20 protein-coding genes and 3 pseudogenes are annotated in these 24,537 nt (G+C 70.9%); 21 read left to right on the forward strand and 2 right to left on the reverse strand.

What is annotated here, in order from left to right:
* Positions 1-240: 240 nt before the first annotated feature.
* The 11 genes and pseudogenes from LRS14_RS27590 (at position 241) to LRS14_RS27640 (ending at position 12,101) form a co-directional block, all read left to right on the forward strand.
* Positions 241-801 (forward strand): PEP-CTERM sorting domain-containing protein, encoded by a 561-nt coding sequence (locus LRS14_RS27590; protein WP_257801873.1) that lies wholly within the window; start codon positions 241-243, stop codon positions 799-801.
* Between the two features lie 181 nt (positions 802-982).
* Positions 983-1,318, forward strand: a pseudogene (locus LRS14_RS27595) (alkaline phosphatase PhoX); the annotation flags it as partial.
* 128 nt (positions 1,319-1,446) lie between these two features.
* Complete coding sequence (locus LRS14_RS27600; protein ID WP_257801874.1) at positions 1,447-2,334, forward strand: PhoX family protein; 888 nt, start codon at positions 1,447-1,449, stop codon at positions 2,332-2,334.
* A gap of 110 nt (positions 2,335-2,444) precedes the next feature.
* On the forward strand, positions 2,445-4,964 hold the full coding sequence (locus LRS14_RS27605; protein WP_257801875.1) for a TonB-dependent receptor: 2,520 nt from the start codon (positions 2,445-2,447) through the stop codon (positions 4,962-4,964).
* A gap of 84 nt (positions 4,965-5,048) precedes the next feature.
* On the forward strand, positions 5,049-6,671 hold the full coding sequence (locus tag LRS14_RS27610) for a methyl-accepting chemotaxis protein (protein ID WP_257801876.1): 1,623 nt from the start codon (positions 5,049-5,051) through the stop codon (positions 6,669-6,671).
* 73 nt (positions 6,672-6,744) lie between these two features.
* Positions 6,745-7,768, forward strand: a pseudogene (locus tag LRS14_RS27615) (AAA family ATPase).
* Positions 7,765-8,601 (forward strand): DUF58 domain-containing protein, encoded by an 837-nt coding sequence (locus LRS14_RS27620; RefSeq protein WP_257801877.1) that lies wholly within the window; start codon positions 7,765-7,767, stop codon positions 8,599-8,601. The pseudogene LRS14_RS27615 and the gene LRS14_RS27620 overlap by 4 nt, the downstream one beginning before the upstream one ends.
* On the forward strand, positions 8,598-9,476 hold the full coding sequence (locus tag LRS14_RS27625; protein ID WP_157039681.1) for a hypothetical protein: 879 nt from the start codon (positions 8,598-8,600) through the stop codon (positions 9,474-9,476). Before LRS14_RS27620 ends, LRS14_RS27625 begins: the two co-directional genes overlap by 4 nt.
* Positions 9,473-10,525, forward strand: a complete 1,053-nt coding sequence (locus LRS14_RS27630) for a vWA domain-containing protein (RefSeq protein ID WP_257801878.1) — start codon at positions 9,473-9,475, stop codon at positions 10,523-10,525. Before LRS14_RS27625 ends, LRS14_RS27630 begins: the two co-directional genes overlap by 4 nt.
* Positions 10,516-11,121 carry a hypothetical protein gene (locus tag LRS14_RS27635; RefSeq protein ID WP_157039682.1) on the forward strand — a complete coding sequence of 202 codons (606 nt, stop codon included), beginning with the start codon at positions 10,516-10,518 and terminating at the stop codon, positions 11,119-11,121. The genes LRS14_RS27630 and LRS14_RS27635 overlap by 10 nt, the downstream gene beginning before the upstream one ends.
* Positions 11,118-12,101 carry an MxaL protein gene (locus LRS14_RS27640; protein ID WP_257801879.1) on the forward strand — a complete coding sequence of 328 codons (984 nt, stop codon included), beginning with the start codon at positions 11,118-11,120 and terminating at the stop codon, positions 12,099-12,101. The genes LRS14_RS27635 and LRS14_RS27640 overlap by 4 nt, the downstream gene beginning before the upstream one ends.
* On the opposite strand, the gene LRS14_RS27645 is transcribed toward LRS14_RS27640, so the two are convergent.
* Together LRS14_RS27645 and LRS14_RS27650 are read right to left on the reverse strand one after the other, a co-directional pair.
* Positions 12,078-13,121, reverse strand: coding sequence for a LacI family DNA-binding transcriptional regulator (locus tag LRS14_RS27645; protein ID WP_257801880.1), 1,044 nt, complete (start codon positions 13,119-13,121; stop codon positions 12,078-12,080). The two genes, LRS14_RS27640 and LRS14_RS27645, sit on opposite strands and share 24 nt — an antisense overlap.
* The gene (locus tag LRS14_RS27650) at positions 13,118-14,083 is read right to left on the reverse strand and encodes a LysR family transcriptional regulator (protein ID WP_257801881.1); all 966 of its coding nucleotides are present in this window, start codon (positions 14,081-14,083) and stop codon (positions 13,118-13,120) included. Before LRS14_RS27650 ends, LRS14_RS27645 begins: the two co-directional genes overlap by 4 nt.
* A 119-nt stretch (positions 14,084-14,202) precedes the next feature.
* On the opposite strand from LRS14_RS27650, the gene LRS14_RS27655 reads away from it, so the two are divergent.
* The 10 genes and pseudogenes from LRS14_RS27655 to fba all read left to right on the forward strand — a co-directional run bounded on the left by LRS14_RS27655 (position 14,203) and on the right by fba (position 24,472).
* Positions 14,203-15,669: a form I ribulose bisphosphate carboxylase large subunit gene (locus tag LRS14_RS27655; protein WP_257801882.1), complete on the forward strand. Its 1,467-nt coding sequence runs from the start codon at positions 14,203-14,205 to the stop codon at positions 15,667-15,669.
* A 29-nt stretch (positions 15,670-15,698) separates the two neighbouring features.
* A pseudogene (locus tag LRS14_RS27660) lies at positions 15,699-16,138 on the forward strand (ribulose bisphosphate carboxylase small subunit).
* A 22-nt stretch (positions 16,139-16,160) separates the two neighbouring features.
* Positions 16,161-17,054, forward strand: a complete 894-nt coding sequence (gene cbbX / locus LRS14_RS27665; RefSeq protein ID WP_046114849.1) for a CbbX protein — start codon at positions 16,161-16,163, stop codon at positions 17,052-17,054.
* A gap of 21 nt (positions 17,055-17,075) precedes the next feature.
* Positions 17,076-17,867: an HAD-IA family hydrolase gene (locus LRS14_RS27670; RefSeq protein WP_257801883.1), complete on the forward strand. Its 792-nt coding sequence runs from the start codon at positions 17,076-17,078 to the stop codon at positions 17,865-17,867.
* A gap of 16 nt (positions 17,868-17,883) precedes the next feature.
* On the forward strand, positions 17,884-18,567 hold the full coding sequence (rpe, locus tag LRS14_RS27675; protein WP_257801884.1) for a ribulose-phosphate 3-epimerase: 684 nt from the start codon (positions 17,884-17,886) through the stop codon (positions 18,565-18,567).
* The gene (locus LRS14_RS27680) at positions 18,564-19,274 is read left to right on the forward strand and encodes an HAD family hydrolase (RefSeq protein ID WP_257801885.1); all 711 of its coding nucleotides are present in this window, start codon (positions 18,564-18,566) and stop codon (positions 19,272-19,274) included. The genes rpe and LRS14_RS27680 overlap by 4 nt, the downstream gene beginning before the upstream one ends.
* 15 nt (positions 19,275-19,289) lie before the next feature.
* Positions 19,290-20,375, forward strand: coding sequence for a class 1 fructose-bisphosphatase (locus tag LRS14_RS27685; protein WP_046114853.1), 1,086 nt, complete (start codon positions 19,290-19,292; stop codon positions 20,373-20,375).
* A 28-nt stretch (positions 20,376-20,403) separates the two neighbouring features.
* Positions 20,404-21,282 (forward strand): phosphoribulokinase, encoded by an 879-nt coding sequence (locus tag LRS14_RS27690; RefSeq protein ID WP_046114854.1) that lies wholly within the window; start codon positions 20,404-20,406, stop codon positions 21,280-21,282.
* A gap of 110 nt (positions 21,283-21,392) precedes the next feature.
* Positions 21,393-23,420 carry a transketolase gene (gene tkt / locus LRS14_RS27695; protein ID WP_257801886.1) on the forward strand — a complete coding sequence of 676 codons (2,028 nt, stop codon included), beginning with the start codon at positions 21,393-21,395 and terminating at the stop codon, positions 23,418-23,420.
* A gap of 32 nt (positions 23,421-23,452) precedes the next feature.
* Complete coding sequence (gene fba, locus LRS14_RS27700) at positions 23,453-24,472, forward strand: class II fructose-bisphosphate aldolase (RefSeq protein ID WP_257801887.1); 1,020 nt, start codon at positions 23,453-23,455, stop codon at positions 24,470-24,472.
* Positions 24,473-24,537: the final 65 nt, after the last annotated feature.

The raw sequence follows: 24,537 nt of genomic DNA on the forward strand, positions 1-24,537 counted from the left end.
AGACTGCGAATGCTTTGCGGCGCATGCCGCACGATGACGAGCGAGGCGCCCATGACGCTCGACCCCCTAAGCAGCCACCATGGCGTGGGGCCACCCGGGCGATGAAGCGTCGCGGGCGCCGCCGTTCGGCCCCCGCGCTGTCACGCTGCATTCATCCCCTCACCCCAGGATGCGGTCAGCCGCGGTGCCATGGCTGCACTCGGCAGCACCAAGCCTGCAACCCCAACCTGGGAACCTGCGATGAAACCTCTTGTCCGATGGGCCACGCTCACCGGCGGCCTGCTGCTGGCCGCAGCGGTGCAAGCCGCGCCCGTGACCTACCAAGGCACCTTGTCCAGCGGCAGTTTCGCCGGCACCGTGGCCGCCGAAAGCGGCCCCTTCGCCGATGGCGCGAACTGGTCCTTCTGGCAGTTCAGCGCGCCCTTCCTGGCCGACGTGAGCATCACCGTGACGCCCACCGATGCCAGCTTCGATCCGGTGATCTCCGTGTTCTACGGCACCGAGGCCGACACTGCCGCCTACCTCGATCTGCGCACCGGCACGTCCAGCGTGCATGTGACGATGGCCGACGGCCCTGACGAGTTCCTGCCCGCCGGCCCGGGCCAGGCCGCCACCGTGCGCTTCGCCAACCTGTATGGCGCCGACACCTTCGTGCTGGCCATCGCCGACCACGCCGATGGCCTGGGCCAGGGCGCCCTGGGCTACACGATCACCGCCGCCGTGCCGGAGCCCGGCACCTACGCCCTGATGCTCGGCGGCCTGCTGCTGCTGGGCGCCGCGGCGCGCCGCCAGCGCCGCTGAAGCCACGCGACCCACCCAGCACCGATTGCCAGGAGAAAACGACATGAGCACCCAAGACGAACACATCGACGTGATGCGCCAGTTCGCGAAGGCCGACACCGGCCGCGACATGGACCCGCACTGGAGCTATGGCCGCCGCGGCTTCCTGCGCAGCGGCGTGGCCGCTGCGGCCGCCGTCGGCATGCCCTTCGGCATCCTCGGCTCCGGCGCCGCCCACGCCGTCAAGCTGCCCTACAGCCCCGACTACGGCCCGCTGGCTCCTGTGGCCGACCAGTCCACCGGCCTGCCGCTGCTGCAGCTGCCCGCCGGCTTCAGCTACTGGTCGTTCGGCTGGACCGGCGACGTGATGAGCGACGGCATCGCCACGCCAGGCGCGCACGACGGCATGGCCGTGGTGGCCTCCGACGCCGACAAGCTGGTGCTGGTGCGCAACCATGAGCAGGGCAGCCGCAGCGCCGGCTCCTATGCCGCGCCCAAGATCACCTACGACGCGAAGTGCAACGGCGGCACCACCAACCTGGTGTTCGCGCCCAAGCAGAAGAGGTTCCTGTCCTCGTGGGCCACGCTGTCCGGCACCATCCGCAACTGCGCCGGCGGCCCCACCCCTGGAACACCTGGATCACCTGCGAAGAGACCTCCGACGGCGTGCACAACGGCGCCAGCAAGCAGCACGGCTACTGCTTCGACGTGCCGGCCGCCGGCACGGCCAACCCGCAACCGCTGCTGGACATGGGCTGCTTCAGCCACGAGGCGGTGGCGGTCGATCCGGTCACCGGCATCATCTACGAGACCGAGGACTCCAACCCCAGCGGCTTCTACCGCTTCATTCCCAAGGTGCCGGGCCGCCCGTCGGCCGGCGGCAGGCTGCAGATGATGAAGCTGAAGGTGGCCAACAACGCCAGCATCAGCGCGCTGGGCCAGACCATCGCCTTCTTCAACACCGGCGCGGGCTTTGCCGATGGCACCACCTGGGACGTGCAGTGGGTCGACATCGCCGAGCCGAACAAGCCGTTCATCTCCGGCACCAGCTACGGCGGCGTGGTGGCGCAGGGCCTGCTGCAGGGCGGCGCCAGCCTGGTGCGCGGTGAAGGCTGCTGGTACGGCAACGGCGTGATCTATGTGTGCGCCACCAGCGGCGGCACCGTCAATGCGGGCCAGATCTTCGCCTACGACCCGCGCCGCGAGACTTTCACGCTGGTGTACGAGTCGCGCCGTGCGGCCGACGTGCACATGCCCGACAACATCGCCTGGAGCCCACGCGGCAGCCTCATCCTGTGCGAGGACGGCGACAACGAGCCGCAGTCGCTGCGCGGCCTGACGCTGGACGGCAAGATCTTCCCGTTCTGCCACAACAACGTGAACTTCGATGCCACCGGCAACTACACCCGGCCTTCCGGCCGCGTGTTCACCGGCGACCGGCGTGGCAGCGAATTCGCGGGTGCCACCTTCCACCATGAGTGGCTGTTCGTGAACGTGCAGACGCCGGGCATCACCTTCGCCATCACCGGCCCCTGGGACGACGGCGCGCTGTGAAGCGCTGACCCGCCCGGGCAGGGCGGGGGCGGGCCAGCGGGAAGATTTCCCTGGCCCGCCGCGACCGCGCGCCCTAAGTTCCTCCGGCACGACACCGGAGGAGTTTCTACATGCGCGGACACCGCACCTGCTGGCCCAAGCTCCTGGCGCTGGCCGCCTGCGCGACAGGCCTGCCGCAAGCGCAAGCCCAACCCACCACCCCCACCGCCGGCCAGGTCACCGTCATCGGCGTCACCCCGCTGCCCGGCCTGGGCGTGCCGCGCGACGAGGTGCCGGCCAATGTGCAGACCGGTCGCGCGGCCGACATCGAGCGGCGGCATGCGCCCGACCTCACCAACTACATGAACCGCACGCTGGGCGGGGTGCACATCAACGAGGTGCAGAACAACCCGTTCCAGGCCGACGTCAACTTCCGCGGCTTCACCGCTTCGCCGCTGCTGGGCACCGGGCAGGGGCTGTCGGTGTACGTCGACGGCGTGCGCATCAACCAGCCCTTCGGTGACGTGGTCAGCTGGGATCTGATCCCCAAGGCCGCCATCAACACCATCACGCTGATGCCGGGCAGCAATCCGCTGTTCGGCCTGAACACGCTGGGCGGCGCGCTCAGCGTGCAGACCAAGGACGGCACCACGCATCCGGGCACGTCGGTGGAGCTGGTGCTGGGCTCGCATGCGCGGCGGCAGCTCAGCTTCGAGACGGGCGGCCACCAGGGCGCCACCGGCTTCGACTGGTACGTGACGGGCAACCGCTTCAAGGAGGACGGCTGGCGCGATGCCTCGCCCAGCGACGTGCGGCAGCTGTTCGGCAAGTTCGGGCTGCGCACGGCCGACACCCGCATCAGCCTCGGCGCCGCGGTGGCCGACAACGACCTCACCGGCAACGGCCTGCAGGAGCAGCGCCTGCTGGCCGCCGACTACGGCAGCATCTACACCAAGCCCGACGAGACCCACAACCGCGCGCTGATGCTCAACCTCACCGCCACCCACCAGCTGGGCAACGGCTTCTCGCTCTCGGGCAATGCCTATTGGCGGCGCATCCGCACCGGCACGCTCAACGGCGACCTCAACGACGACGCGCTGGGCCAGCAGCTCTACCAACCCAATGCCGAAGAGCGGCAGGCGCTGGAGGAAGCGGGGTACACCGGCTACCCGCTCAGTGGCGAGAGCGCGGCCAACACGCCGTTTCCGCGCTGGCGCTGCATTGCGCAGGCGCTGCTGGCGGACGAGCCGGCCGAGAAGTGCAACGGCGTGCTCAACACCACCCGCACCACGCAGCGCAATTGGGGCTTGCAGGGCCAGCTCAACTGGGACGGCGAGCTCGGCGGCATGGCGCACCAGCTGGCCCTGGGCGGCGCGCTGGACTGGAGCCGCGTGCAGTTCAACCAGGGCTCCGAACTGGGCTACCTGACGCCCGACCGCGGCGTGGTGGGCGTGGGCGCCTTCGGCGACGGCATCAACGGCGGCGAGGAGGACGGCGAGCCCTACGACACCCGCGTAGACCTCGGTGCCAGGACCCGCACCTGGAGCCTGTTTGCCACCGACACCATCGGCCTGGCGCGCGACATGCACCTGACCCTGTCGGGCCGCTACAACCGCAGCACGGTCACCACGCGCGACGCGATCCATCCCGGCGGCGGCCCCGGCTCGCTGGATGGCCACCATGTGTTCAAGCGCTTCAACCCGGCCATCGGCCTGACCTTCTCGCCCAGCGCCACGGTCAATGCCTACCTGGGCTTCAACCAGGGCAGCCGCGCGCCCTCGGCCATCGAGCTGGGCTGCGCCGACCCGGCCAACCCCTGCAAGCTGCCCAACGCGATGGCGGGTGATCCACCTTTGGATCAGGTGGTCACCCGCACCGTGGAAGCCGGCCTGCGCGGCAGCCTGCCCGGCGGCGGCGCCTGGAATGTGAGCGTGTTCCGGGCCGACAACCGCGACGACATCCTGTTCGTGGCCGACGACCAGGCCGGCTTCGGCTACTTCCGCAACTTCGGCAAGACACGCCGCCAGGGCCTGGAGGCCGGCCTCAGCCTGCCGCTGGGCCGCGACCTGACCATCGGCGCCAACTACACCTGGCTGGACGCCACCTACCGCAGCACCGAGGTGGTGGACGGCAGCAGCAACAGCAGCAACAGCGAAGCCGAGGAAGGCAACCCCGGCACCGAAGGCACCATCACCATCCGCCCCGGCGACCGCATCCCGCTGATCCCGAAGCACCTGCTCAAGCTGTTTGCCGACTGGCGGGTGAACGGCGCCTGGAGCCTGGGCGCCGACCTTACCGCCGTGGGCGGCTCCATCGCACGCGGCAACGAGAACGGCCGGCACCGGCCCGATGGCGCCTACTACCTGGGCCGCGGCCGCAGCGGCGGTTACGCCGTGCTCAACCTCAGCGCCGACTACACGCCCCGCGCGGCCTGGCACTTCTTCGTGCAGTTGAACAACGTGTTCGACCGCCGGTACACCACCGCGGCGCAGCTGGGCGCCACCGGATTCGATGCCAACGGCAACTTCCAGGCGCGGCCCTTCCCGGCCAACGCCGAGGGCGACTACCCGCTGCAGCACGCCACCTTCCAGGCCCCCGGCGCGCCCCGCACCGTGTGGGCCGGCCTGCGCTGGCGGTTCGCGGAACGCTGAAACACGCCGCCTCAAGTGATACGGATGGCAACCGATACCCAGTGCGGGTAGCGGTTGCAGCGTTCGTGTCATCTGGGGTCTTGAATGCGTGAGAAGAAGTCGTCGTGGGGGATGGGTGCCCGCCTGCTGTCGGGTTATGGACTGGTCATCGGCGTGCTGGCCATCGTGGTGGTGGTCTCGTCGATCAGCACCGCGGCGGTCCGCGAGGGCCTGCATGCGCTGGTGGCCGAGCGCATGGTCATCGTGCAGAAGTTCACCCGCATCAAGGACGAGCTGCAGCGCGTGGGCCGCCTGGCCTACAGCGCCGCGATGGTGGCTGACCCATCGGTGTCGGCCCGGCAGCTGAGCCAGATGGACGAGGCCCGCCGCAGCGTGGACCTGCTGGTGGCCGAGCTGCAGCGCAATGCGCTCGATGAGGTGGACACCCAGTCTTTGAAGGCCATCACCGCCGCCCGCACGCCCTATGAGCAGACGCTGGCCCGTGCCATCGCCGTGGCCCGCGAGGGCCGGCCGGAGCAGGCGCTGCAGCTGCTGCTGGGCGACGCCGAGCAGCAGCAGGCGGCGCTGTTCAAGGAGGTGGACAAGGGCCTGGCCGATGTCTGGTGGGACGCCGACAACAGCGCGGCCGAGGTGGCCCAGCGCATCGGCAACATGCAGCGGCTGATCATCGGCCTGGGCCTGGTGGCCAGCGTGGGCGGTGCGCTGCTGGGCTGGCGGCTCACGCGCGGGGTGATGCACCAGCTGGGCGCCGAGCCCGGCACCGTGGCCGAGGCGGTGGCCCGCGTGGCCGATGGCGACCTGCGCCAGCCGGTGGCGCTGCGCCCCGGCGACCGCCACAGCGTGATGGCCGCGGTGCAGCGCATGCAGGCCCGGCTGGCCGAGGCCATGACCGACATCCAGCACGGCGCGGATGCGGTGCGCACCGCCAGCGGCGAGATCGCACAGGGCAACCTCGACCTGTCGCAGCGCACCGAGCAGCAGGCCGGCGACCTGCAGCAGACGGCGGCCTCGATGGCGCAGATCAATGCCACCCTCGGCCACAGCGCCGGCTCGGCCCGGCAGGCCACGGCGCTGGCGCAGTCGGCCAGCGAGGTGGCCGGGCAGGGCGGCGAGATGGTGGGCCGCGTGGTGCACACCATGGGCGACATCCAGGCCTCCAGCCGCAAGATCACCGACATCATCGGCGTCATCGACGGCATCGCCTTCCAGACCAACATCCTGGCCTTGAACGCGGCGGTGGAAGCCGCCCGTGCCGGCGAGCAGGGCCGCGGCTTCGCGGTGGTGGCCAGCGAGGTTCGCATGCTGGCCCAGCGCAGCGGCGAGGCGGCGCGCCAGATCAAGACGCTGATCACCGATTCCACCGAGAAGGTGGCGCACGGCGCCCGCCTGGTGGACGAGGCCGGCGTCACCATGCAGGCCATCGTGGGCCGGGTGGAGCAGGTCACGCGGCTGATCGCCGAGATCGACCTCGGCGCGCGCGAGCAGGCCAGCGGCGTGCAGCGGGTGGGCGAGGCCATCGGCAGCCTGGACCACTCCACGCAGCAGAACGCCGCGCTGGTGGAGCAGTCGGCCGCCGCGGCGGACGCGCTGCGCGAGCAGGCCGCGCGGCTGGCCCAGGTGGCTGGCCGCTTCCAGCTGCCGCAGGCGCAGCTCTTGCTCACGCCTGCCTCATCGGCCGCCGCCGCCGCGCCTGTGCCACGGGCGTGACAGTGTGTGCCGCGCATCGGGCGCGGTGCGGCCGGTGCACAGAAGCCGCCCGAGCGGCTCGAGGACCGTGCCGATGGAGCGAGACGACGCGCTGCTGAACGATTGGCGCCAGCGTGCGCTGGCGCTGGAAGCCGAGGTGGCACGGGCCGTCATCGGCCAGCAGCGGGTGATCCGCGCGGTGAACACCGCCGTGTTCGCCCGTGGCCATGTGCTGCTGCAGGGTGACGTGGGCGTGGGCAAGACCACGCTGCTGCGCGCCTTCGCCCGCGTGCTGGGCGGTGCCTTCGCACGCACCGAAGGCACCATCGACCTGATGCCCAACGACCTGGTGTACTACACGTACATCGGCGCCGATGGCCGCCCCGCGGTGGAGGCCGGGCCGCTGATCGAGCATGGCGAAGGCCTGGCCATCTTCTTCTTCAACGAGATCAACCCGCGCGCGGCCGCAGGTGCATTCGCTGCTGCTGCGGGTGATGGCCGAGCGCAGCGTGTCGGCCTTCAACCGCGAGGTGCGCTTTCCGCACCTGCTGGTGTTCGCCGACCGCAACCGGGTGGAGCGGGAGGAGACCTTCGAGATCTCGTCGGCCGCGCGCGACCGTTTCATGATGGAGATCACCATCGATGCGCCGGCCACCGACGACGACCGCCGCGCGCTGATGTTCGACCCGCGCTTCCACGACACCGACCGCCTGGTGTCCACGCTGCAGCCGGCCATGGTGCCGTACGACGAGCTGAACCACGTGGCCGAGGCCATCCAGCACCAGGTGCGCGCCTCGCCCGCGCTGCAGGACTATGCGCTGGGCCTGTGGCGGGCCACCGCCGTGCCGGCCGACTATGGCGTGAAGCTGTCCGACATGGACGTCTCGCGGCTGATGCTGGCCGGCGCCAGCCCGCGCGGCATGAGCATGCTGATGCGCGCCACCCGCGTGGCCGCCTGGCTGGCCGGCCGCGACTACGCCACGCCCGAGGACGTGCAGGCGGTGTTCTTCGACACGCTGGCCCACCGCCTGTGCTTCCAGCCGGTGTACGAGATGCGCCGGCCCGAGATCACCGGCCCGCTGATGGCCGGCATCCTGGGCGCGGTGGCGGCGCCATGATCGAGATCCAGTACCGCGTGGGCGGGCCGGTGCAGGGCCACTTCCCGGGCCACCACCGCAGCAGCCGGGGCGACAGCGGCTTCGAGTTCCGCGGCCATGCCTCGCTGCTGGACGCGCCCGATCCGCGCCGGCTCGACCTGCATGCCAGCCTGCGAGATCCCTTTGGCGGCTGGCGGGTGCGGGTGCATGCGCAGCGCATGTCGGTGCCGGTGACCATGGTGGTGGACCTGTCGGCCTCCATGGCCTTCGAGGGCACGCACCGCAAGCTGGACGTGGTGGCCGACTTCGTCGACAGCCTGAGCTGGTCGGCCTGGCGCAATGGCGACAGCTTCGGCTTCGTGGGCTGCGACACGGCGGTGCATCCCATGCTGCTGCAGCCGCAGACGCGCCAGCGCGGCGCCGGTGCGCTGCTGGCGCATGCCCTGCGCGCCCATGTGCCGGCCGGCCGCAGCGCGACGGGGCTGCTGCAAGTGGTGCAGCACCTGTCGCGCCAGCGCTCGCTGGTGTTCCTGGTGTCGGATTTCCATCTGCCGCCGCCGCTGGTGGAGGCGGTGCTCGACGGCCTGGCCGCGCACGAGGTGGTGCCGGTGCTGCTGTGGGATCCGCTGGAGTTCGGCCCCCGGACGCGCCATGGCCTGCTGAACGTGACCGACCCCGAGACCGGCCGCCAGCGGCTGGTGTGGTGGCGCCCGGCGCTGCGTGCACGCTGGCAGGCCGCGCGCAGTGCGCAGCGCACGCGGCTGCTGCAGCAGCTGCGCGCGCGCCGGCTGTCGCCGCTGGTGCTGGAAGGCGGGTTCGATGCCGATGCCGTGACCCGGCACTTCTTCGCATGAGGCCGCTGGCGGCCGCGGCGTTGTGCGCGGCCCTGGTGCCCGGCCACGCCGCCGCGCAGACGGCGCAGGTGGAGGAGCCGCGGACCTACGGCTACTTCGTGGGCGACACCGTGGCCCGCACCATCCGGCTGCAGCTGCCTGCGGGCATGGCGGTGGATGCGGCCTCGCTGCCGCGCCCGGGCAAGCGCGGTGGCGCGCTGGAGCTGCGCCGCGTGGCCTGGCGCCAGGCCGAGCAGGCGCTGTGGGTGGAATACCAGGTGCTGCTGTCGCCGCCCGCGCCGCGCGTGCTGGAGATGCCCGCCATCGAGCTGCGGCTGCAGCGCGGCGAAGGCCAGCCGCCGGCCAGCCTGCGCATCGATGCCTGGCCGGTGACCGTGGTGCCGCTGCTGCCGGCCGAGGCGCCCAGCCGCCGCGGCTTCGGCGACATGCAGCCCGACCGGCCGCCGCCCGCCTTGGACCTGGGCGGCCATGCCAGCCGCATGCTGGCGCTGGCGGTGGTGGCCGGCGTGCTGCTGCTGTACCTGCTGCAGGTGTACGTGGGCCTGCCCTGGTGGGCGCGCCGCCACCGGCCCTTCGGCCAGGCCTGGCGGGTGCTGCAGGCGTTGCCCCCGCAGCCCGACACCGCCCAGCGCCGCGCCGCCTGGGCCGCGGTGCATGCCGCGCTCAACCGCACCGCCGGCGCCACGCTGCTGGCCGATGGTGTGCCGGGCTTCATCGCCGCCCATCCCCGCTATGCGCCGCTGCAGCCGGCGCTGGCCGACTTCTTCGCCCGCTCGCGCAGCGGCTTCTTCGCCGAAGCGGCGGCCGACGACGACATGGCCTGGCTGCGCGGTCTGGCGCGGCGGCTGCGCGATGCCGAGCGGGGCGCCGCATGATCGCCTTCGACAGCCCCGGCTGGCTGCTGGCGCTGCCGCTGGCCGCGCTGCCGTGGCTGCTGCGCCAGCGCGATGCCCTGCCCAACACCTGGCTGGCCACATTGCCGCGTGATGTGGCTTCGGATGTGCTGGCGCTGGCGCTGCATGCGGCCGCCGCGCTGGCGCTGGCCGGCGTGGTGCTGGCCCAGGCCGGGCCGCACCGGCCCGAGTACACGGTGGAGCGGGTGGGCCGCGGTGCGGAGATCGTGCTGGTGCTGGACCGAAGCCGCAGCATGGACCAGGGCTTCGGCGGCAGCCGCAGCGCGGGCAACGCGGTGCGCGGCACCGGGCCCGAGGCGCTGGACTACTACTCGCGGCTGCGCGCCAGCCAGAACCGTGAATCCAAGGGCCAGGTGGCCCGCCAGATGCTGGCCGACTTCGCGAGCAAGCGGCCGGAAGACCGCTTTGGCCTGGTGCTGTTCAGCACGCTGCCGCTGCGGGTGCTGGAGTTCACCCAGAAGCCCGAGGCCATCCAGGCGGCCATCGCCGCCGGCAACATCGGACGCGGCCTGTCGGAGACCAACATCGGCCTGGCGCTGGAAAGCGCGCTCGGCTTCTTCGCCGGCCGGCCCTACACCGGCTCGCGCATCGTGATGCTGGTGTCCGACGGCGGCGACCGGCTGGACGCCGCCATCCGTGAGCGCATTGCCCACCTCGCCCAGCGCCACCGGGTGTCGGTGTACTGGATCTACATCCGCTCGGCCATGGGCGCCGGGCTCACGCCCGCGGCCGGTGCCGCGGCCTCGCCGGTGAGCGACGAGGCCGCGCCCGAGCTGTTCCTGCACCGCTTCTTCGAATCGATGGGCACGCCCTACCGCGCCTACGAGGCCGACAACCCCGAGGCCCTGCAGGAAGCCATCGCCGACGTGGGCCGGCTGGAGAACCTGCCCATCGTCTACGAGGACGTGGTGCCCCGCCGCAGCCTGGCCGAGCCCGCGCTGGCGGTGGCGCTGCTGGCGGTGCTGCTCCTGCTGGCCGCACGCTGGATGGAGATCCGCCGATGGGCCTGAACGATGCCTGGACCACGCGCGGCCGCACCCGCGCCGTGCTGGTGCTGCTGGCCGCGGTGGGCCTGGCCGCAGCGGTGCAGGCCGGGCTGTGGTGGCGCGATGCCGGCCTCAATGCCCGCATCGCCGAGCTGGCCGCCGACCCGCCGCAGGCCGGCCCGCAGCTGCGCCTGCCGGCCGACGACGAAGCCCGCGAGCTGCGCTTTGCCGCCGCCTGGCGCAGCGCCTTGCTGGCGCGCCAGCAGGCCTCGGCCCCCGAGCGCGAAGCCGCGCTGGCCCGCTACCGCCCGCTGCAGGACGACGGCCCGCTGGGCCAGGCCGCCCGCTACAACAGCGCCAACCTGCTGCTGCGCCAGGCCATCGAGGTGCGGGCCACGCTGCAGCCCGGCCAGGCCATCGCGCTGCTGGAGCTGGCCAAGGAGGGCTACCGCGACGTGCTGCGCCACGACCCCGGCTTCTGGGAAGCCCGCTACAACCTGGAGCGTGCGCAGCGCCTGCTGCCCGATGCCGAGGAAGAGGAGCCACCGGTCAACGAACCGGCGCCCGAGGCCGAGCGCGCGGTGACCACCATGCGCGGCCACAGCGCGGGGCTGCCGTGAGGCTGCTGGCGCTGGCCGCGCTGCTGCTGGCGGGCTGCCTGCTGCCGTGGCACCTCACGCTGCAGCGCGCGCGCTTCGACCACGTCATCGTGCTCGACATCACCCAGAGCATGAACGTGCCCGATGCGCTGGTGGAAGGCCGGCCCGCGCCGCGCATCGAGGCCGCACGGCATGCGCTGCGCGAGGCGCTGCTGCAGCTGCCCTGCGGCTCCAAGGTGGGCTGGGGCGTGTTCACCGAATACCGTACGCTGCTGGTGCTAGCGCCGGTGGAGGTGTGCGGCCACCTGGGCGAGCTGCGCGCCACGCTGGCCAACCTGGATGGCCGCATGGCCTGGATCAACGGCAGCGAGGTGGCCAAGGGCCTGCACAGCGGGCTGGCGGTGGCCCGGCAGCTGCCGGAACGGCCTTCGCTGGTGTTCGTCACCGATGGCCATGAATCGCCGCCGCTGCATCCGCGCCATCGGCCAAAGCTGCAGGGCGAGCCGGGCGAGGTGCCGGGCCTGATCGTGGGCGTGGGCCAGGCACAGCCCTCGCCCATCCCCAAACGCGACCCGCAGGGCCGGCCCATCGGCGTGTGGGGCGCCGACGAGGTGCTGCAGGCCGACCCGCGCAGCCGCGGCCGCGGTGGCAGCGTGGCCGGCGAAGGCATGGCCGACGAGGCCGGCGGTCCCACCGCATCGGTGGGTGCCACGCCGGGCACCGAGCACCTGTCCGGCCTGCGCGAGGCCTACCTGCGCCTGCTGGCCCAGGAAGACGGCCTGCAGTACCACCACCTCGACAGCCCTGCCGGCCTGGCCGCCGCCCTGCGCGACAGCCGCTTCGAGCGGCCGGTGCCGGTGCGCCTGCCGCTGCGGGAGGTGCTGGCGCCCATGGCGTTGGCGGTGCTGCTGCTGTCGTTGGCGGCGCCGGTGCTCGGGCCCGCCTGGCGCCGGGCGCAGGCGGCCTGGGCTGCGCGCTCAGCCCGCCACCGGCCCGGATGAACCCCGCACCACCAGCTGCGCCGGCAGCACCACCGGCGGCGGCCGGCGGCCGGCCACCTGGTCCAGCAGCTGCTGCACCAGCCGGCGCCCGCCTTCGTCCACCGGCTGATGCACCGTGGTGAGCGGCGGCTGCAGGTGGGCGGCGGTGACGATGTCGTCATAGCCCACCACCGCCACGTCCTGCGGCACGCGCAGGCCATGCCGGTGCAGCGCGCCGATCACGGTGATGGCCGCCAGGTCGCTGCTGGCGAACACCGCGTCCAGCGGCTGGCCGCTGGCCAGCAGTGCATCGATGTCCGCGGTGATGGCGCTGCGCATCAGCGGCACGCTGCGCAGCAGCGCCGGCTCGGGCTGCAGGCCGCGGGCCTCGTGGGCCAGGCGCCAGCCGTCGTGCCGGTGCGCCATCTCGTGCATCGTGGTGTCGCCCACGAAGGCGATGTGCCGCGCGCCGCGATCGAGCAGGTGTGCCGTGGCGATGCGTCCGCCTTCGACGTTGTCGCTGCCCACGGTGGCATAGGCCTGGCCCGGCATGCAGGTGCCCCACACCACGAAGGGCACGCCGCGCAGCGCCAGCGCGTTGAGCTGGTCGTGGTGGTTCCACTGCCCGATGACGATGACCCCCATCGCCCGCCCGGTGAGGTAGGGCTGCGCCGCGGCCTGCAGCTGTTGCGCGTCGATGCGCGACAGCAGCATGTCGCGGCCCTGGTCGGTGAGCGCATCCGCCACGCTGCCGATCAGGCTGAGGAAGAACGGGTCGGTCAGCGATTGTTCGGTGCTGGTGGCACGCGGCACGATCACCGCCACCGTGTCGTTCTGCTGGCGCCGCAGGTTGCGCGCGCCCACGTTCACCGTGTAGTCCAGGCTGCGCGCGATCTCCAGCACCCGCAGGCGCGTGGCCTCGTTCACCAGCGGGCTGCCGGCCAGCGCGCGGGACACGGTGGACACCGCCACGCCGGCCAGCCGCGCGATGTCGGCCATCTGCGGCAGCGGGCGTTGCGGGCGGCGGTACGGTGCGGTCATGGCCGGGATCCTCGGGGGCGGGCACTGCGCCGCTTGCGCGGCTGCAGCTGGGCCGTCAACTGCGCCTGGCCCTGCTCGATCAGGAAACGTTCGAACGCGCTGGCCACCTGCGACAGCTGGCGGGAAGCCAGCCGCATCACATACCAGTCGCGCTCCACCGGGTTGTCGGCCATCGGCAGCAGTTCCAGCAGGCCGGCCTGCAATTCCAGCACGCAGGTGTGCATCGACAGGAAGGCGACGCCGAAGCCGGCGGCGCACATCTGCTTGATGGCCTCGTTGCTGGACATCTCGCTGCCGATGCGCAGCGGCAGCCGTGCGTCCTTGAACAGCCGCTCCAGCGTGGCGCGGGTGCCGGAGCCGCGCTCGCGCACCAGCAGGTGCATGCCGGCCAGGTCGGCCAGGCCCATCTCGCCCTGCTTGACGGTGGGGTGGCCGGGCGCGGCCAGGAAGGCCATCGGATGGCGGGCGAAGGCGGTGGCCTCGGTCTTCAGCTCGGCCGGCGGGCGGCCCATGATGGCCAGGTCGATGTCCTGGCCGGCCAGCATGCGCACGATCTCGTCGCGGTTGCCCACCTGCAGCTTCACCTTCACCTTGGGATGCACGTTGGCGAAGGTGACCAGCAGCGGCGGCAGCAGGTATTCCGCGGTGGTGACGGCGCCCACCCGCAGCGTGCCGGAGAACACGCCCTGCAGCGTGGCCATCTCCTCGCCGGCCTCGCGCCACAGCTCGATGATGCGCGCCGCATAGCCGGCCAGCAGCTCGCCCGCCTCGGTCAGCCGCACGCCGCGGCCGGAACGCTGCAGCAGCGGCGTGCGGGCCGATTCCTCCAGCGCGCGCAGTTGCAGCGAGATGGCCGGCTGCGTGAGGTGGAGTTCATCCGCAGCCATGGACACGCTGCCCAGCCGGGCCACGGCATGGAAGGCCGCCAGCTGGCGGAAGGTGGCGTTGCGGGTCAGCGGCATGGCTACATATTAGCCAAGCCTTATGCCAAAGCCAGAAAGTTTAATTTTTCCATAAGGCATTCGCTCCCTACATTCCTCCCACGGCAGCACCTTCAGTCGTCATCCAAACAGGAGACCCCATGGGCAACATGAGCGACGCCAAGCAGATCACCGACACCAAGAAGCGGTATGCCGCGGGGGTGTTGAAGTACGCGCAGATGGGCTACTGGGACTCGGACTACGAGCCCAAGGCCACCGACATCCTGGCCCTGTTCCGCATCACGCCGCAAGACGGCGTGGACCCGATCGAGGCCGCCGCCGCGGTGGCCGGCGAATCGAGCACCGCCACCTGGACGGTGGTGTGGACCGACCGCCTGACCGCCTGCGACATGTACCGCGCCAAGGCCTACCGCGTCGATCCCGTTCCCGGCATCCCCGGCCAGTTCTTCTGCTACGTGGCCTACGACCTGAGCCTGTTCGAGGAAGGCTCCATCACCAACGTGGCGGCCTCGGTCATCGGCAACGTGTTCAGCTTCAAGCCGCTGAAGGCCGCCCGGCTGGAGGACATGAAGTTCCCGGTGGCCTACGTCAAGACCTTCAGCGGCCCGCCCACCGGCATCGTGGTGGAGCGTGAGCGGCTGGACAAGTTCGGCCGACCGCTGCTGGGCGCCACCACCAAGCCCAAGCTGGGCCTGTCGGGCCGCAACTACGGCCGCGTGGTGTACGAAGGCCTGCGCGGCGGGCTCGACTTCATGAAGGACGACGAGAACATCAACTCGCAGCCCTTCATGCACTGGCGCGACCGCTACCTGTTCGTGATGGACGCGGTGAACAAGGCCAGCGCGGCCACCGGCGAGGTCAAGGGCAGCTACCTCAACGTGACCGCCGGCACGATGGAGGAGATGTACCGCCGCGCCGAGTTCGCCAAGAGCCTGGGCTCGGTCATCGTGATGGTGGACCTGGTGGTGGGCTACACCGGCATCCAGAGCCTGAGCCACTGGTGCCGGCAGAACGACATGATCCTGCACCTGCACCGCGCCGGCCACGGCACCTACACCCGCCAGAAGAACCACGGCGTGAGTTTCCGCGTCATCGCCAAGTGGATGCGGCTGGCGGGCGTGGACCACATCCATGCCGGCACCGCGGTGGGCAAGCTGGAAGGCGACCCGATGACGGTGCAGGGCTACTACAACGTGTGCCGCGACACGCACACGAAAGTGGACCTGCCGCGCGGCATCTACTTCGACCAGGACTGGGGCGCGCTCAAGAAGGTGATGCCGGTGGCTTCCGGCGGCATCCACGCCGGCCAGATGCACCAGCTGATCGACCTTTTCGGCGACGACGTGGTGCTGCAGTTCGGCGGCGGCACCATCGGCCATCCGCAGGGCATCCAGGCCGGTGCCACCGCCAACCGCGTGGCGCTGGAAGCCATGGTGCTGGCTCGCAACGAAGGCCGCAACCTTCTGGAAGAAGGGCCGCAGATCCTGCGCGACGCGGCCAAGTGGTGCAGCCCGCTGGCCGCCGCGCTCGATACCTGGGGCGACATCACCTTCAACTACACCAGCACCGACACGTCCGACTACGTGGCCACGCCGTCGGTGGCCTGAAGCCCCGCCCGCACACAGGAGCACGCACCATGCGCATCACCCAAGGCACCTTCTCTTTCCTGCCCGAGCTCACCGACCCGCAGATCACCCGCCAGCTGGAGTACTGCCTGGAAAGGGCTGGGCCATCGGCGTGGAATACACCGACGACCCGCACCCGCGCAACACCTTCTGGGAGATGCACGGCAACCCGATGTTCGACCTGCGCGACGCCGCCGGCGTGCTGCAGGAGATCAACGATTGCCGCAAGACCTTTCCGGACCAGTACATCCGCGTGACGGCCTTCGACAGCACGCACGGCACCGAATCGGTGGTGCTGAGCTTCATCGTCAACCGGCCGAAGGAGGAGCCGGGCTTCCGCCTGATCCGCACCGAGGAGCCGGGCCGCACGCTGCGCTACAGCATCGAGAGCTATGCGGTGCAGGCCAAGCCGGAAGGCGACCGCTACACCGGGCCTTCGGCCACGCGCTGACCTCGCAGCCAGGAGAAGCACCGTGGACACGGCCACCGCCCCGCGCGTTCTGTTCGAAAGCTCCGGCGTCAAGGCGCTGCTGGACCAGCTGGATGAGGAGCTGATCGGCCTGGCGCCGGTCAAGGGCCGCATCCGCGACATCGCCGCGCTGCTGCTGATCGACAAGCTGCGCGAGGAGCAGGGCCTGCAGAGCACGCCGCCCAGCCTGCACATGTGCTTCACCGGCAACCCCGGCACCGGCAAGACGACGGTGGCCATGCGCATGGCGGGCGTGCTCAAGCAGCTGGGCTACGTGCGCAAGGGCCACCTGGTGGCGGTGACGCGCGACGACCTGGTGGGCCAGTTCATCGGCCACACCGCGCCCAAGACCAAGGAGGTGATCAAGAAGGCGATGGGCGGCGTGCTGTTCATCGACGAGGCGTATTACCTCTACCGGCCGGAGAACGAGCGCGACTACGGGCAGGAATCCATCGAGATCCTGCTGCAGGTGATGGAGAACCAGCGCGACGACCTGGTGGTGATCCTGGCCGGCTACAAGGACCGCATGGACACCTTCTTCGGCAGCAACCCGGGCATGGCCTCGCGCATCGCGCACCACATCGACTTCCCCGACTACAGCGAGGCCGAGCTGATGCAGATCGCCGAGCTGATGCTCAAGGGCCTGAACTACCGCTTCGACGGCCCGGCCGGCGCCGCCTTCGGCCGCTACCTGCACCTGCGCCGCCAGCAGCCGCACTTCGCCAATGCGCGCTCGGTGCGCAATGCGCTGGACCGCATGCGGCTGCGCCATGCCACGCGGCTGTTCGGTTCGCAGTCCGCGCTCAGCAAGGAGCAGCTGTGCACGCTGCAGGCCGAGGACGTGCTGGCCTCGCGCGTGTTCGGCACCGCGCCCGCCGCACCGGTGCGCGCCGTCTGATCCCGCCAGGAGATCCTCACCATGACCACCGAAGCCCTGATCCTGGACGTCGACGGCACGCTGGCCGATACCGAGGAAGTGCACCGCCAGGCCTTCAACCAGGCCTTCGAGCGGCTGCACCTCGGCTGGCAATGGACGGCCGCCACCTACCGCCGGCTGCTGGCCGTCACCGGCGGCAAGGAGCGCATCGCCGCCTTCATCGACGAGAGCAGCCTGCCCCCGGCGCAGCGCAGGGCGCTGATGGCCCGCGTGCCGGAGATCCATGCGCTGAAGACGGATGTCTATACAAGCATCGTGCGCGACGGCGGCCTGCCGTTGCGACCGGGCGTGGAGCGGCTGCTGGACGAGGCGCACGAGGCCGGCCTGCGGCTGGCCATCGCCAGCACCACCACCGCGGCCAACATCGATGCGCTGCTGCAGGCGGCGTGGGGCGCGCGCGGGCTGGAGCTGTTCGACGTGATCGCCTGCGGCGACCAGGTGCGCCACAAGAAGCCCGCGCCCGACATCTACCAGCTGGCGCTGGACACGCTGGGCCTGCCGCCCGAGCGCTGCATCGCCTTCGAGGACTCGGCCAATGGCCTGAGGAGCGCCCGCGCCGCGGGCCTGTGGACGGTGGTCACGCCCACCTTCTGGACCGAAGGCGGCGACTTCACCGCCGCCGGCCTGCTGCTGCCGCACCTGGGCGACCCGCAACAGCCGATTCCCGGCGAGCCGGGCGGCCGGCTGCGCCAGGCCGCCTGGCTGGGCGTGGACGAGCTGCAGCGGCTCGCCTGCGCGCGCGATGCCGACAGCGTGCACGCGCTGGTCCACTGAACCAGCAGGACACCCCATGACAAGACCTCTGCGCATCGCCCCCAGCCTGCTGTCGGCCAACTTCGCCCGCCTGGGCGACGAGGTGGAGGCGGTGATCGCCGCCGGCGCGGACCTGATCCATTTCGACGTGATGGACAACCACTACGTGCCCAACCTCACCGTGGGCCCGCTGGTGTGCGAGGCCATCAAGCCGCACAGCAGCGTGCCGATCGACGTGCACCTGATGGTCAGGCCGGTGGATGCGCTGGTGCCGATGTTCGCGCAGGCCGGTGCGGGCCTCATCAGCTTCCATCCCGAAGCCAGCGAGCATGTGCATCGCACCATCCAGCTGATCCGCGCGCAGGGCTGCAAGGCCGGGCTGGTGCTCAACCCGGCCACGCCGGTGCAGGTGCTGGACCATGTGCTGGACGAACTGGACCTGGTGCTGGTGATGTCGGTGAATCCCGGCTTCGGCGGCCAGGCCTTCATCGAGAGCATGCTGCCCAAGATCGAGGCGGTGCGGCGCCGCATCGAGGCCAGCGGCCGCGAGGTCTGGCTGGAGGTGGACGGCGGCGTGAAGGCCGGCAACGCCGGCCGCATCGTGGCCGCGGGCGCCGACACGCTGGTGGCCGGCTCGGCGGTGTTCGGCGCCGGGCCGTCGCAGTACCGCAGCGCCATCAACGCCCTGCGCGAAGCGGCGCTGCAAGGGGAGCCGGCATGACCCCGCCTGTGCTGCGGCAGCGCATCGACGGCATCGCCTTCGACCTGGACGGCACGCTGGTGGACAGCGCGCCCGACATCCGCCATGCACTGAACTCGGCGCTGCACAAGGCCGGCCTGCGCACCTTCGACCTGGACACGGTGCGCGGCTGGATCGGCGACGGCCCGGACGCCACCATCGCCCGCGCGCTGGTGGCGCAGGCCATCGACCCCACCAACGCGCCTGGCCGCGCGTTGTGCGACCACCTGCGCCGCGCCTTCGACATGACGGCGTTGGCCGCGCCGATGAGCCTGGGCCATGTGTTCGACGGCATCGCCGACATGGTGGCCGAGCTGTCGCGCGACTATGCCTGCGTGGTGGTGACGAACAAGCCGACGCCGCTGGCGCGGGCCTTGCTGAATGCGGCCCATCTGCTGCCGCACTTCAGCGCGGTGTTCGGTGCCGACGAGCCGGTGCAGCGCAAGCCCTCGCCGCTGCTGCTGCGCGCGGCGGCCGAACGCCTGGGGCTGGCCACCGGCGCGCTGCTGATGGTGGGCGACGGCCACGCCGACCTGCAGGCCGCCGCCGCCGCCGGCTGCCCCGCGGTGCTGGCGGGCTGGGGTTATGGAGCCAGCGGCTGGCAAGGCCCGCCGCCCTGGCGCATGGATCGACCGGCCGAGCTGCCCGTGCAGCTGGCCACCTGTCAGAACACTTTGCTTCATTTCTAGAACAGGAGAGACACCATGCCCACTGGCGGAAGGCCCACGCTGACGCAGTTCCTCATCGAGGAACGGCGCCGGCACCCCAACGCGACCGGCGAGCTGAATGCGCTGATCACCGACCTCTCGCTGGCCTGCAAGGCCATCGCCAAGCGCGTGGCCTTCGGCGCGCTGGCGCCCAACCCTTCGGTGCCCACCGCGCCGCCGACGGTGAACGTGCAGGGCGAGGAGCAGAAGCCGCTGGACGTGTTGTCCAACCAGATGTTCCTGCGGGCCAACGAGTGGGGCGGCCATGTGGCCGGCATGGTGTCGGAGGAGATGGAGCAGGCCTACACCCTGCCGGCGCAGTACCCGCGCGGCAAGTACCTGCTGCTGTTCGATCCGCTGGACGGCTCCTCCAACATCGACGTGAACGTGTCGGTGGGCAGCATCTTCTCCATCCTGCGCGCAGCCACGCCCGGCGTGGATGCCCAGCCCGAGGACTTCCTGCAGCCCGGCACGCGGCAGATCGGCGCGGGTTATGCCATCTACGGGCCTTCCACCATGCTGGTGCTGACGCTGGGCAACGGCACCCACGCCTTCACGCTGGAGCCGCAGCTGGGCGAATGGGTGCTGAGCCATCCGCACCTGAAGATCCCGCCGCGGACGCGCGAGTTCGCGATCAACGCCTCCAACAGCCGCTTCTGGGAGCCGGCGGTCAAGCGCTACGTCGATGAATGCCTGGCCGGCCAGACCGGGCCGCGCGGCGCCGACTTCAACATGCGCTGGATCGCCTCGCTGGTGGCCGAGACGCACCGCATCCTGATGCGCGGCGGCGTGTTCATGTACCCGCGCGACACCAAGGACCCCGACAAGCCGGGCCGGCTGCGCCTGCTGTACGAGGCCAACCCCATCAGCTTCCTGATCGAGCAGGCGGGTGGCTGGGCCAGCACCGGCCGCAAGCGGCTGATGACGGTGCAGCCCGAATCGCTGCACCAGCGCATCGGTTTCGTCTTCGGCTCGTCGGAGGAGGTGGAGCGGCTGGAGCGCTACCACCGCGACGAGCCGATCGACACCTACCAGTCGCCGCTGTTCGGCAAGCGTGGCCTGTTCGCGGCCACCACGACATGACAAGACACAGGTCAGAGGGAGACGCAGCATGTCCAACAAGCACCCCATCATCGCGATCACCGGATCGTCGGGCGCCGGCACCACATCGGTCACGCGCACCTTCGAGAACATCTTCCGCCGTGAGAGCGTCAACGCCGCCATCATCGAAGGCGACAGCTTCCACCGCTACGACCGCCAGGCGATGAAGCAGGCGGCAGCCGAGGCCGAGGCCGCCGGCAACCGGCGATTCAGCCACTTCGGCGAGGACGCCAACCTGTTCGACGAGCTGGAGCAGCTCTTCCGCGACTACGCCGAATCGGGCACCGGCGCCAGCCGCAAGTACCTGCACGATGCCGACGAGGCCGCCCCCTTCCAGCAGGAGCCCGGCACGTTCACGCCATGGCAACAGCTGCCGCCCAGCGACCTGCTGTTCTACGAGGGCCTGCACGGCGGCGTGAAGACGAGCCGCGTGGACGTGGCCCGCTTCGTCGACCTGCTGATCGGCGTGGTGCCGGTGGTGAACCTGGAGTGGATCCAGAAGATCCACCGCGACAAGGCCACCCGCGGCTACAGCACCGAGGCGGTGACAGACGTGATCCTGCGGCGCATGGACGAGTACGTGCACTACATCTGCCCGCAGTTCACACGCACCCACATCAACTTCCAGCGGGTGCCGGTGGTGGACACGTCCGACCCCTTCATCGCCCGCACGATCCCCACCGCCGACGAGAGCCTGGTGGTGATCCGCTTCGCCAACCCCGCGGGCATCGACTTCCCGTACCTGCTGAGCATGCTGCACGACTCGTGGATGTCGCGCGCCAACACGCTGGTGGTGCCGGGCGGCAAGATGGAGCTGGCGATGCAGCTGATCTTCACGCCGATGATCCTGCGGCTGGTGGAACGCCGCAGGAAGGCCCTCGCGAATTAGGCCCCCCCGGAGCGGCTTTCGCCGCACCCCCAGGGGGCGCCACTGGCGGACCGGCGGAGCCGGATCCGCGGTGGCCGCTGGATCAATTCATTCTTTCCTTGCGAGGTTGTATGGACAACTTGTCGTTGCGGCGTGCCTGTGCGAATGCCTTGCGCATGCTGGCGGTGGAGGCGGTGCAGGCCGCCAATTCGGGGCATCCGGGCATGCCGATGGGCATGGCCGACATCGCGGAGGCGCTGTGGCGCGGGCCGCTGAAGCACGATCCGGCGCATCCGCAGTGGATCGACCGCGACCGCTTCGTGCTGAGTAACGGCCACGGCTCGATGCTGCTGTACGGCCTGCTGCACCTGAGCGGCTATGCGCTACCGATGGAGGAGCTCAAGCGGTTCCGCCAGCTGCACAGCCGCACGCCCGGCCACCCCGAGGTGGACATGACGCCCGGCGTGGAAACCACCACCGGTCCGCTGGGCCAGGGGCTGGCCAATGCGGTGGGCATGGCGCTGGCGGAGAAGCTGCTGGCGGCCGAGTTCAACCGGCCGGGCCATACCGTGATCGACCACCGCACCTACGTCTTCGCCGGCGACGGCTGCCTGATGGAGGGCATCAGCCACGAGGCCTGCTCGCTGGCCGGCACCTGGGGCCTGAACAAGCTGGTGGTGTTCTACGACGACAACGGCATCTCGATCGATGGCGACGTGAGCGGCTGGTTCACCGACGACACGCCCGCCCGTTTCGAGGCCTACGGCTGGACGGTGCTGCGCGACGTGGATGGCCACGATCCGGCGCTGCTGGACGCCGCCATCACCGAGGCCCAGGCCAGCGACAGGCCGGTGCTGGTGTGCTGCCAGACCGAGATCGGCCACGGCTCGCCCAACCGGGCCAACAGCGCGGAGGCGCACGGTGCGCCGCTGGGCGCGGCCGAGATCGCGTTGACCCGCGAGCAGCTGGACTGGCAGGCCGCGCCGTTCGAGGTGCCGCAGGAGGTGGCGCAGGCCTGGTCGGCGCTGGCGGTGGGCGAGAGCCGCTACTGCGCCTGGAAGGCGCGCTTCGCGGCCTATGCCGAGGCCTACCCCGAGCTGGCGCACGAACTGCTGCGCCGCACCGCGGAGCGTGGCAGTGCTCAACTCGGTGCAGCCGCCGAAGGCGCGCTGGCGCAGGCCATCGAACAAGCCGAAGCCCGACGCGCCAGCGTCGCCACGCGCAAGGCCTCGCAGGACTGCCTGCAGGTGATCGGCCCGGCGATGCCGGAGTTGCTGGGCGGCTCCGCCGACCTCACCGGCTCCAACCTCACCGACTGGCGGGGCCACCGGCCGCTGACCGGCCGCGGCACCGGCAACCATGTGCACTATGGCGTGCGCGAATTCGGCATGGCCGCGGTGATGAACGGCGTGGCGCTGCACGGCGGCTTCCGGCCGTACGGCGGCACCTTCCTCACCTTCAGCGATTACGCCCGCAATGCGGTGCGCATGTCGGCGCTGATGAAGCTGCCGGTGGTGCATGTGTTCACCCACGATTCCATCGGCCTGGGCGAGGACGGCCCGACCCACCAGCCGGTGGAGCATGCCAGCAGCCTGCGGCTGATCCCGGGGCTGGACGTGTGGCGGCCCGCCGATGCCACCGAGACGGCCGTGGCCTGGCGGCAGGCGCTGCGCCGCACCGACGGGCCTTCGGCGCTGCTGCTCAGCCGACAGGCGCTGCCGCATGCGGGCGACGGCGGCGCGCGCGTGGAGGCCATCGCCCACGGCGCCTACCTGCTGCGGCAGCCGGCGGGTGAGCAGGTGGCGCTGCTGGCGAGCGGCTCCGAGGTGGGGTTGGCGCTGGCCGCGGCCGACCTCCTGTCGGCGCAGGGCATCGCGGCGCGCGTGGTGTCGGTGCCCTGCATGGACGTCTTCGACCGCCAGCCGGCTGACTACCGGGCCGCCACCATCCCGCGCCACCTGCCGCGGCTGGCCATCGAGGCCGGCAGCACCGGCCTGTGGTGGAAGTACGTGGGCGAGCAGGGCGACGTGATCGGCATCGACCGCTTTGGCGAATCGGCCCCTGCGACGCAGCTCTTCGCGCTGTTCGGCTTCACGCCGCAGGCGGTGGCGCAGCGTGCGCTGCAGCTGCTGCCGCCGCGCATGGCCGTGGCCGCCTGAACCCGTTGATCGACACCACCCAGGAGACCCCGATGGCGATGATTTCCCTGCGGCAGCTGCTCGACCACGCGGCCGAACACGGCTACGGCGTGCCGGCTTTCAACGTCAACAACCTGGAGCAGATCCAGGCCATCATGCAGGCCGCCCAGCGCACCGACAGCCCGGTGATCCTGCAGGCCAGCGCCGGCGCCCGCAAGTACGCGGGCGAGCCCTTCCTGCGCAAGATGGTCGAGGCCGCGGCCGAGATGTACCCCGACATCCCCATCGTGATGCACCAGGACCATGGCGCCAGCCCGGCGCAGTGCCTGCAGTCCATCCGCTCGGGCTTCACCAGCGTGATGATGGACGGCAGCCTGCAGGAGGACGCCAGGACGCCGGCCAGCTACGACTACAACGTCGACGTCACCCGCCGCGTGGTCGAGATGGCGCATGCGGTGGGTGTGTCGGTGGAAGGCGAGCTGGGCTGCCTGGGGTCGCTGGAATCGGGCCTGGCCGGCGAGGAGGACGGCGTGGGCGCCGAAGGCGCGCTCACCCACGACCAGATGCTGACCGACCCCGAGCAGGCGGCCGACTTCGTCGGCAAGACCGGCGTCGATGCGCTGGCCATCGCCATCGGCACCAGCCACGGCGCCTACAAGTTCAGCCGCCAGCCCACCGGCGACATCCTGGCCATCGACCGCATCAAGGCCATCCACCAGCGCATCCCGAACACCCACCTGGTGATGCACGGTTCGTCGTCGGTGCCGCAGGAATGGCTGGCCGTCATCCGCGAGCATGGCGGCGACATCAAGGAGACCTACGGCGTGCCGGTGAGCGAGATCCGCGAAGGCATCAAGCATGGCGTGCGCAAGGTCAACATCGACACCGACATCCGCCTGGCCATGACCGGTGCCATGCGCCGCGCCATGGCCCGCAGCCCCTCGGAGTTTGATCCGCGCAAGTTCCTGAAGGACGCGCTGGTCGCCGCCCGCGACCTCTGCGCCGAGCGCTTCGAGGCCTTCGGCAGCGCCGGGCAGGCTTCGCGCATCAGGCCGGTGCCGTTGCCTGTCTAGACAAGTGGCCGCCGGTGGGCGGCGGCCAGCGGATCGCCGTCTAGTTAGCACTTGCTAGCTCTGCC

The organism is Aquincola sp. J276 (genome assembly GCF_024700035.1).
Classification (GTDB): domain Bacteria; phylum Pseudomonadota; class Gammaproteobacteria; order Burkholderiales; family Burkholderiaceae_C; genus Aquincola; species Aquincola tertiaricarbonis.

Bases quoted from the DNA above. Each gene is read 5' to 3' on its own strand.
- LRS14_RS27590 (WP_257801873.1), top strand. From the start codon at position 241: ATGAAACCTCTTGTCCGATGGGCCACGCTCACCGGCGGCCTGCTGCTG.
- LRS14_RS27605 (WP_257801875.1), top strand. From the start codon at position 2,445: ATGCGCGGACACCGCACCTGCTGGCCCAAGCTCCTGGCGCTGGCCGCC.
- LRS14_RS27610 (WP_257801876.1), top strand. From the start codon at position 5,049: ATGCGTGAGAAGAAGTCGTCGTGGGGGATGGGTGCCCGCCTGCTGTCG.
- LRS14_RS27620 (WP_257801877.1), top strand. From the start codon at position 7,765: ATGATCGAGATCCAGTACCGCGTGGGCGGGCCGGTGCAGGGCCACTTC.
- LRS14_RS27625 (WP_157039681.1), top strand. From the start codon at position 8,598: ATGAGGCCGCTGGCGGCCGCGGCGTTGTGCGCGGCCCTGGTGCCCGGC.
- LRS14_RS27630 (WP_257801878.1), top strand. From the start codon at position 9,473: ATGATCGCCTTCGACAGCCCCGGCTGGCTGCTGGCGCTGCCGCTGGCC.
- LRS14_RS27635 (WP_157039682.1), top strand. From the start codon at position 10,516: ATGGGCCTGAACGATGCCTGGACCACGCGCGGCCGCACCCGCGCCGTG.
- LRS14_RS27645 (WP_257801880.1), bottom strand. From the start codon at position 13,121: ATGACCGCACCGTACCGCCGCCCGCAACGCCCGCTGCCGCAGATGGCC.
- LRS14_RS27650 (WP_257801881.1), bottom strand. From the start codon at position 14,083: ATGCCGCTGACCCGCAACGCCACCTTCCGCCAGCTGGCGGCCTTCCAT.
- LRS14_RS27655 (WP_257801882.1), top strand. From the start codon at position 14,203: ATGGGCAACATGAGCGACGCCAAGCAGATCACCGACACCAAGAAGCGG.
- LRS14_RS27670 (WP_257801883.1), top strand. From the start codon at position 17,076: ATGACCACCGAAGCCCTGATCCTGGACGTCGACGGCACGCTGGCCGAT.
- rpe (WP_257801884.1), top strand. From the start codon at position 17,884: ATGACAAGACCTCTGCGCATCGCCCCCAGCCTGCTGTCGGCCAACTTC.
- LRS14_RS27680 (WP_257801885.1), top strand. From the start codon at position 18,564: ATGACCCCGCCTGTGCTGCGGCAGCGCATCGACGGCATCGCCTTCGAC.
- LRS14_RS27685 (WP_046114853.1), top strand. From the start codon at position 19,290: ATGCCCACTGGCGGAAGGCCCACGCTGACGCAGTTCCTCATCGAGGAA.
- LRS14_RS27690 (WP_046114854.1), top strand. From the start codon at position 20,404: ATGTCCAACAAGCACCCCATCATCGCGATCACCGGATCGTCGGGCGCC.
- tkt (WP_257801886.1), top strand. From the start codon at position 21,393: ATGGACAACTTGTCGTTGCGGCGTGCCTGTGCGAATGCCTTGCGCATG.
- fba (WP_257801887.1), top strand. From the start codon at position 23,453: ATGGCGATGATTTCCCTGCGGCAGCTGCTCGACCACGCGGCCGAACAC.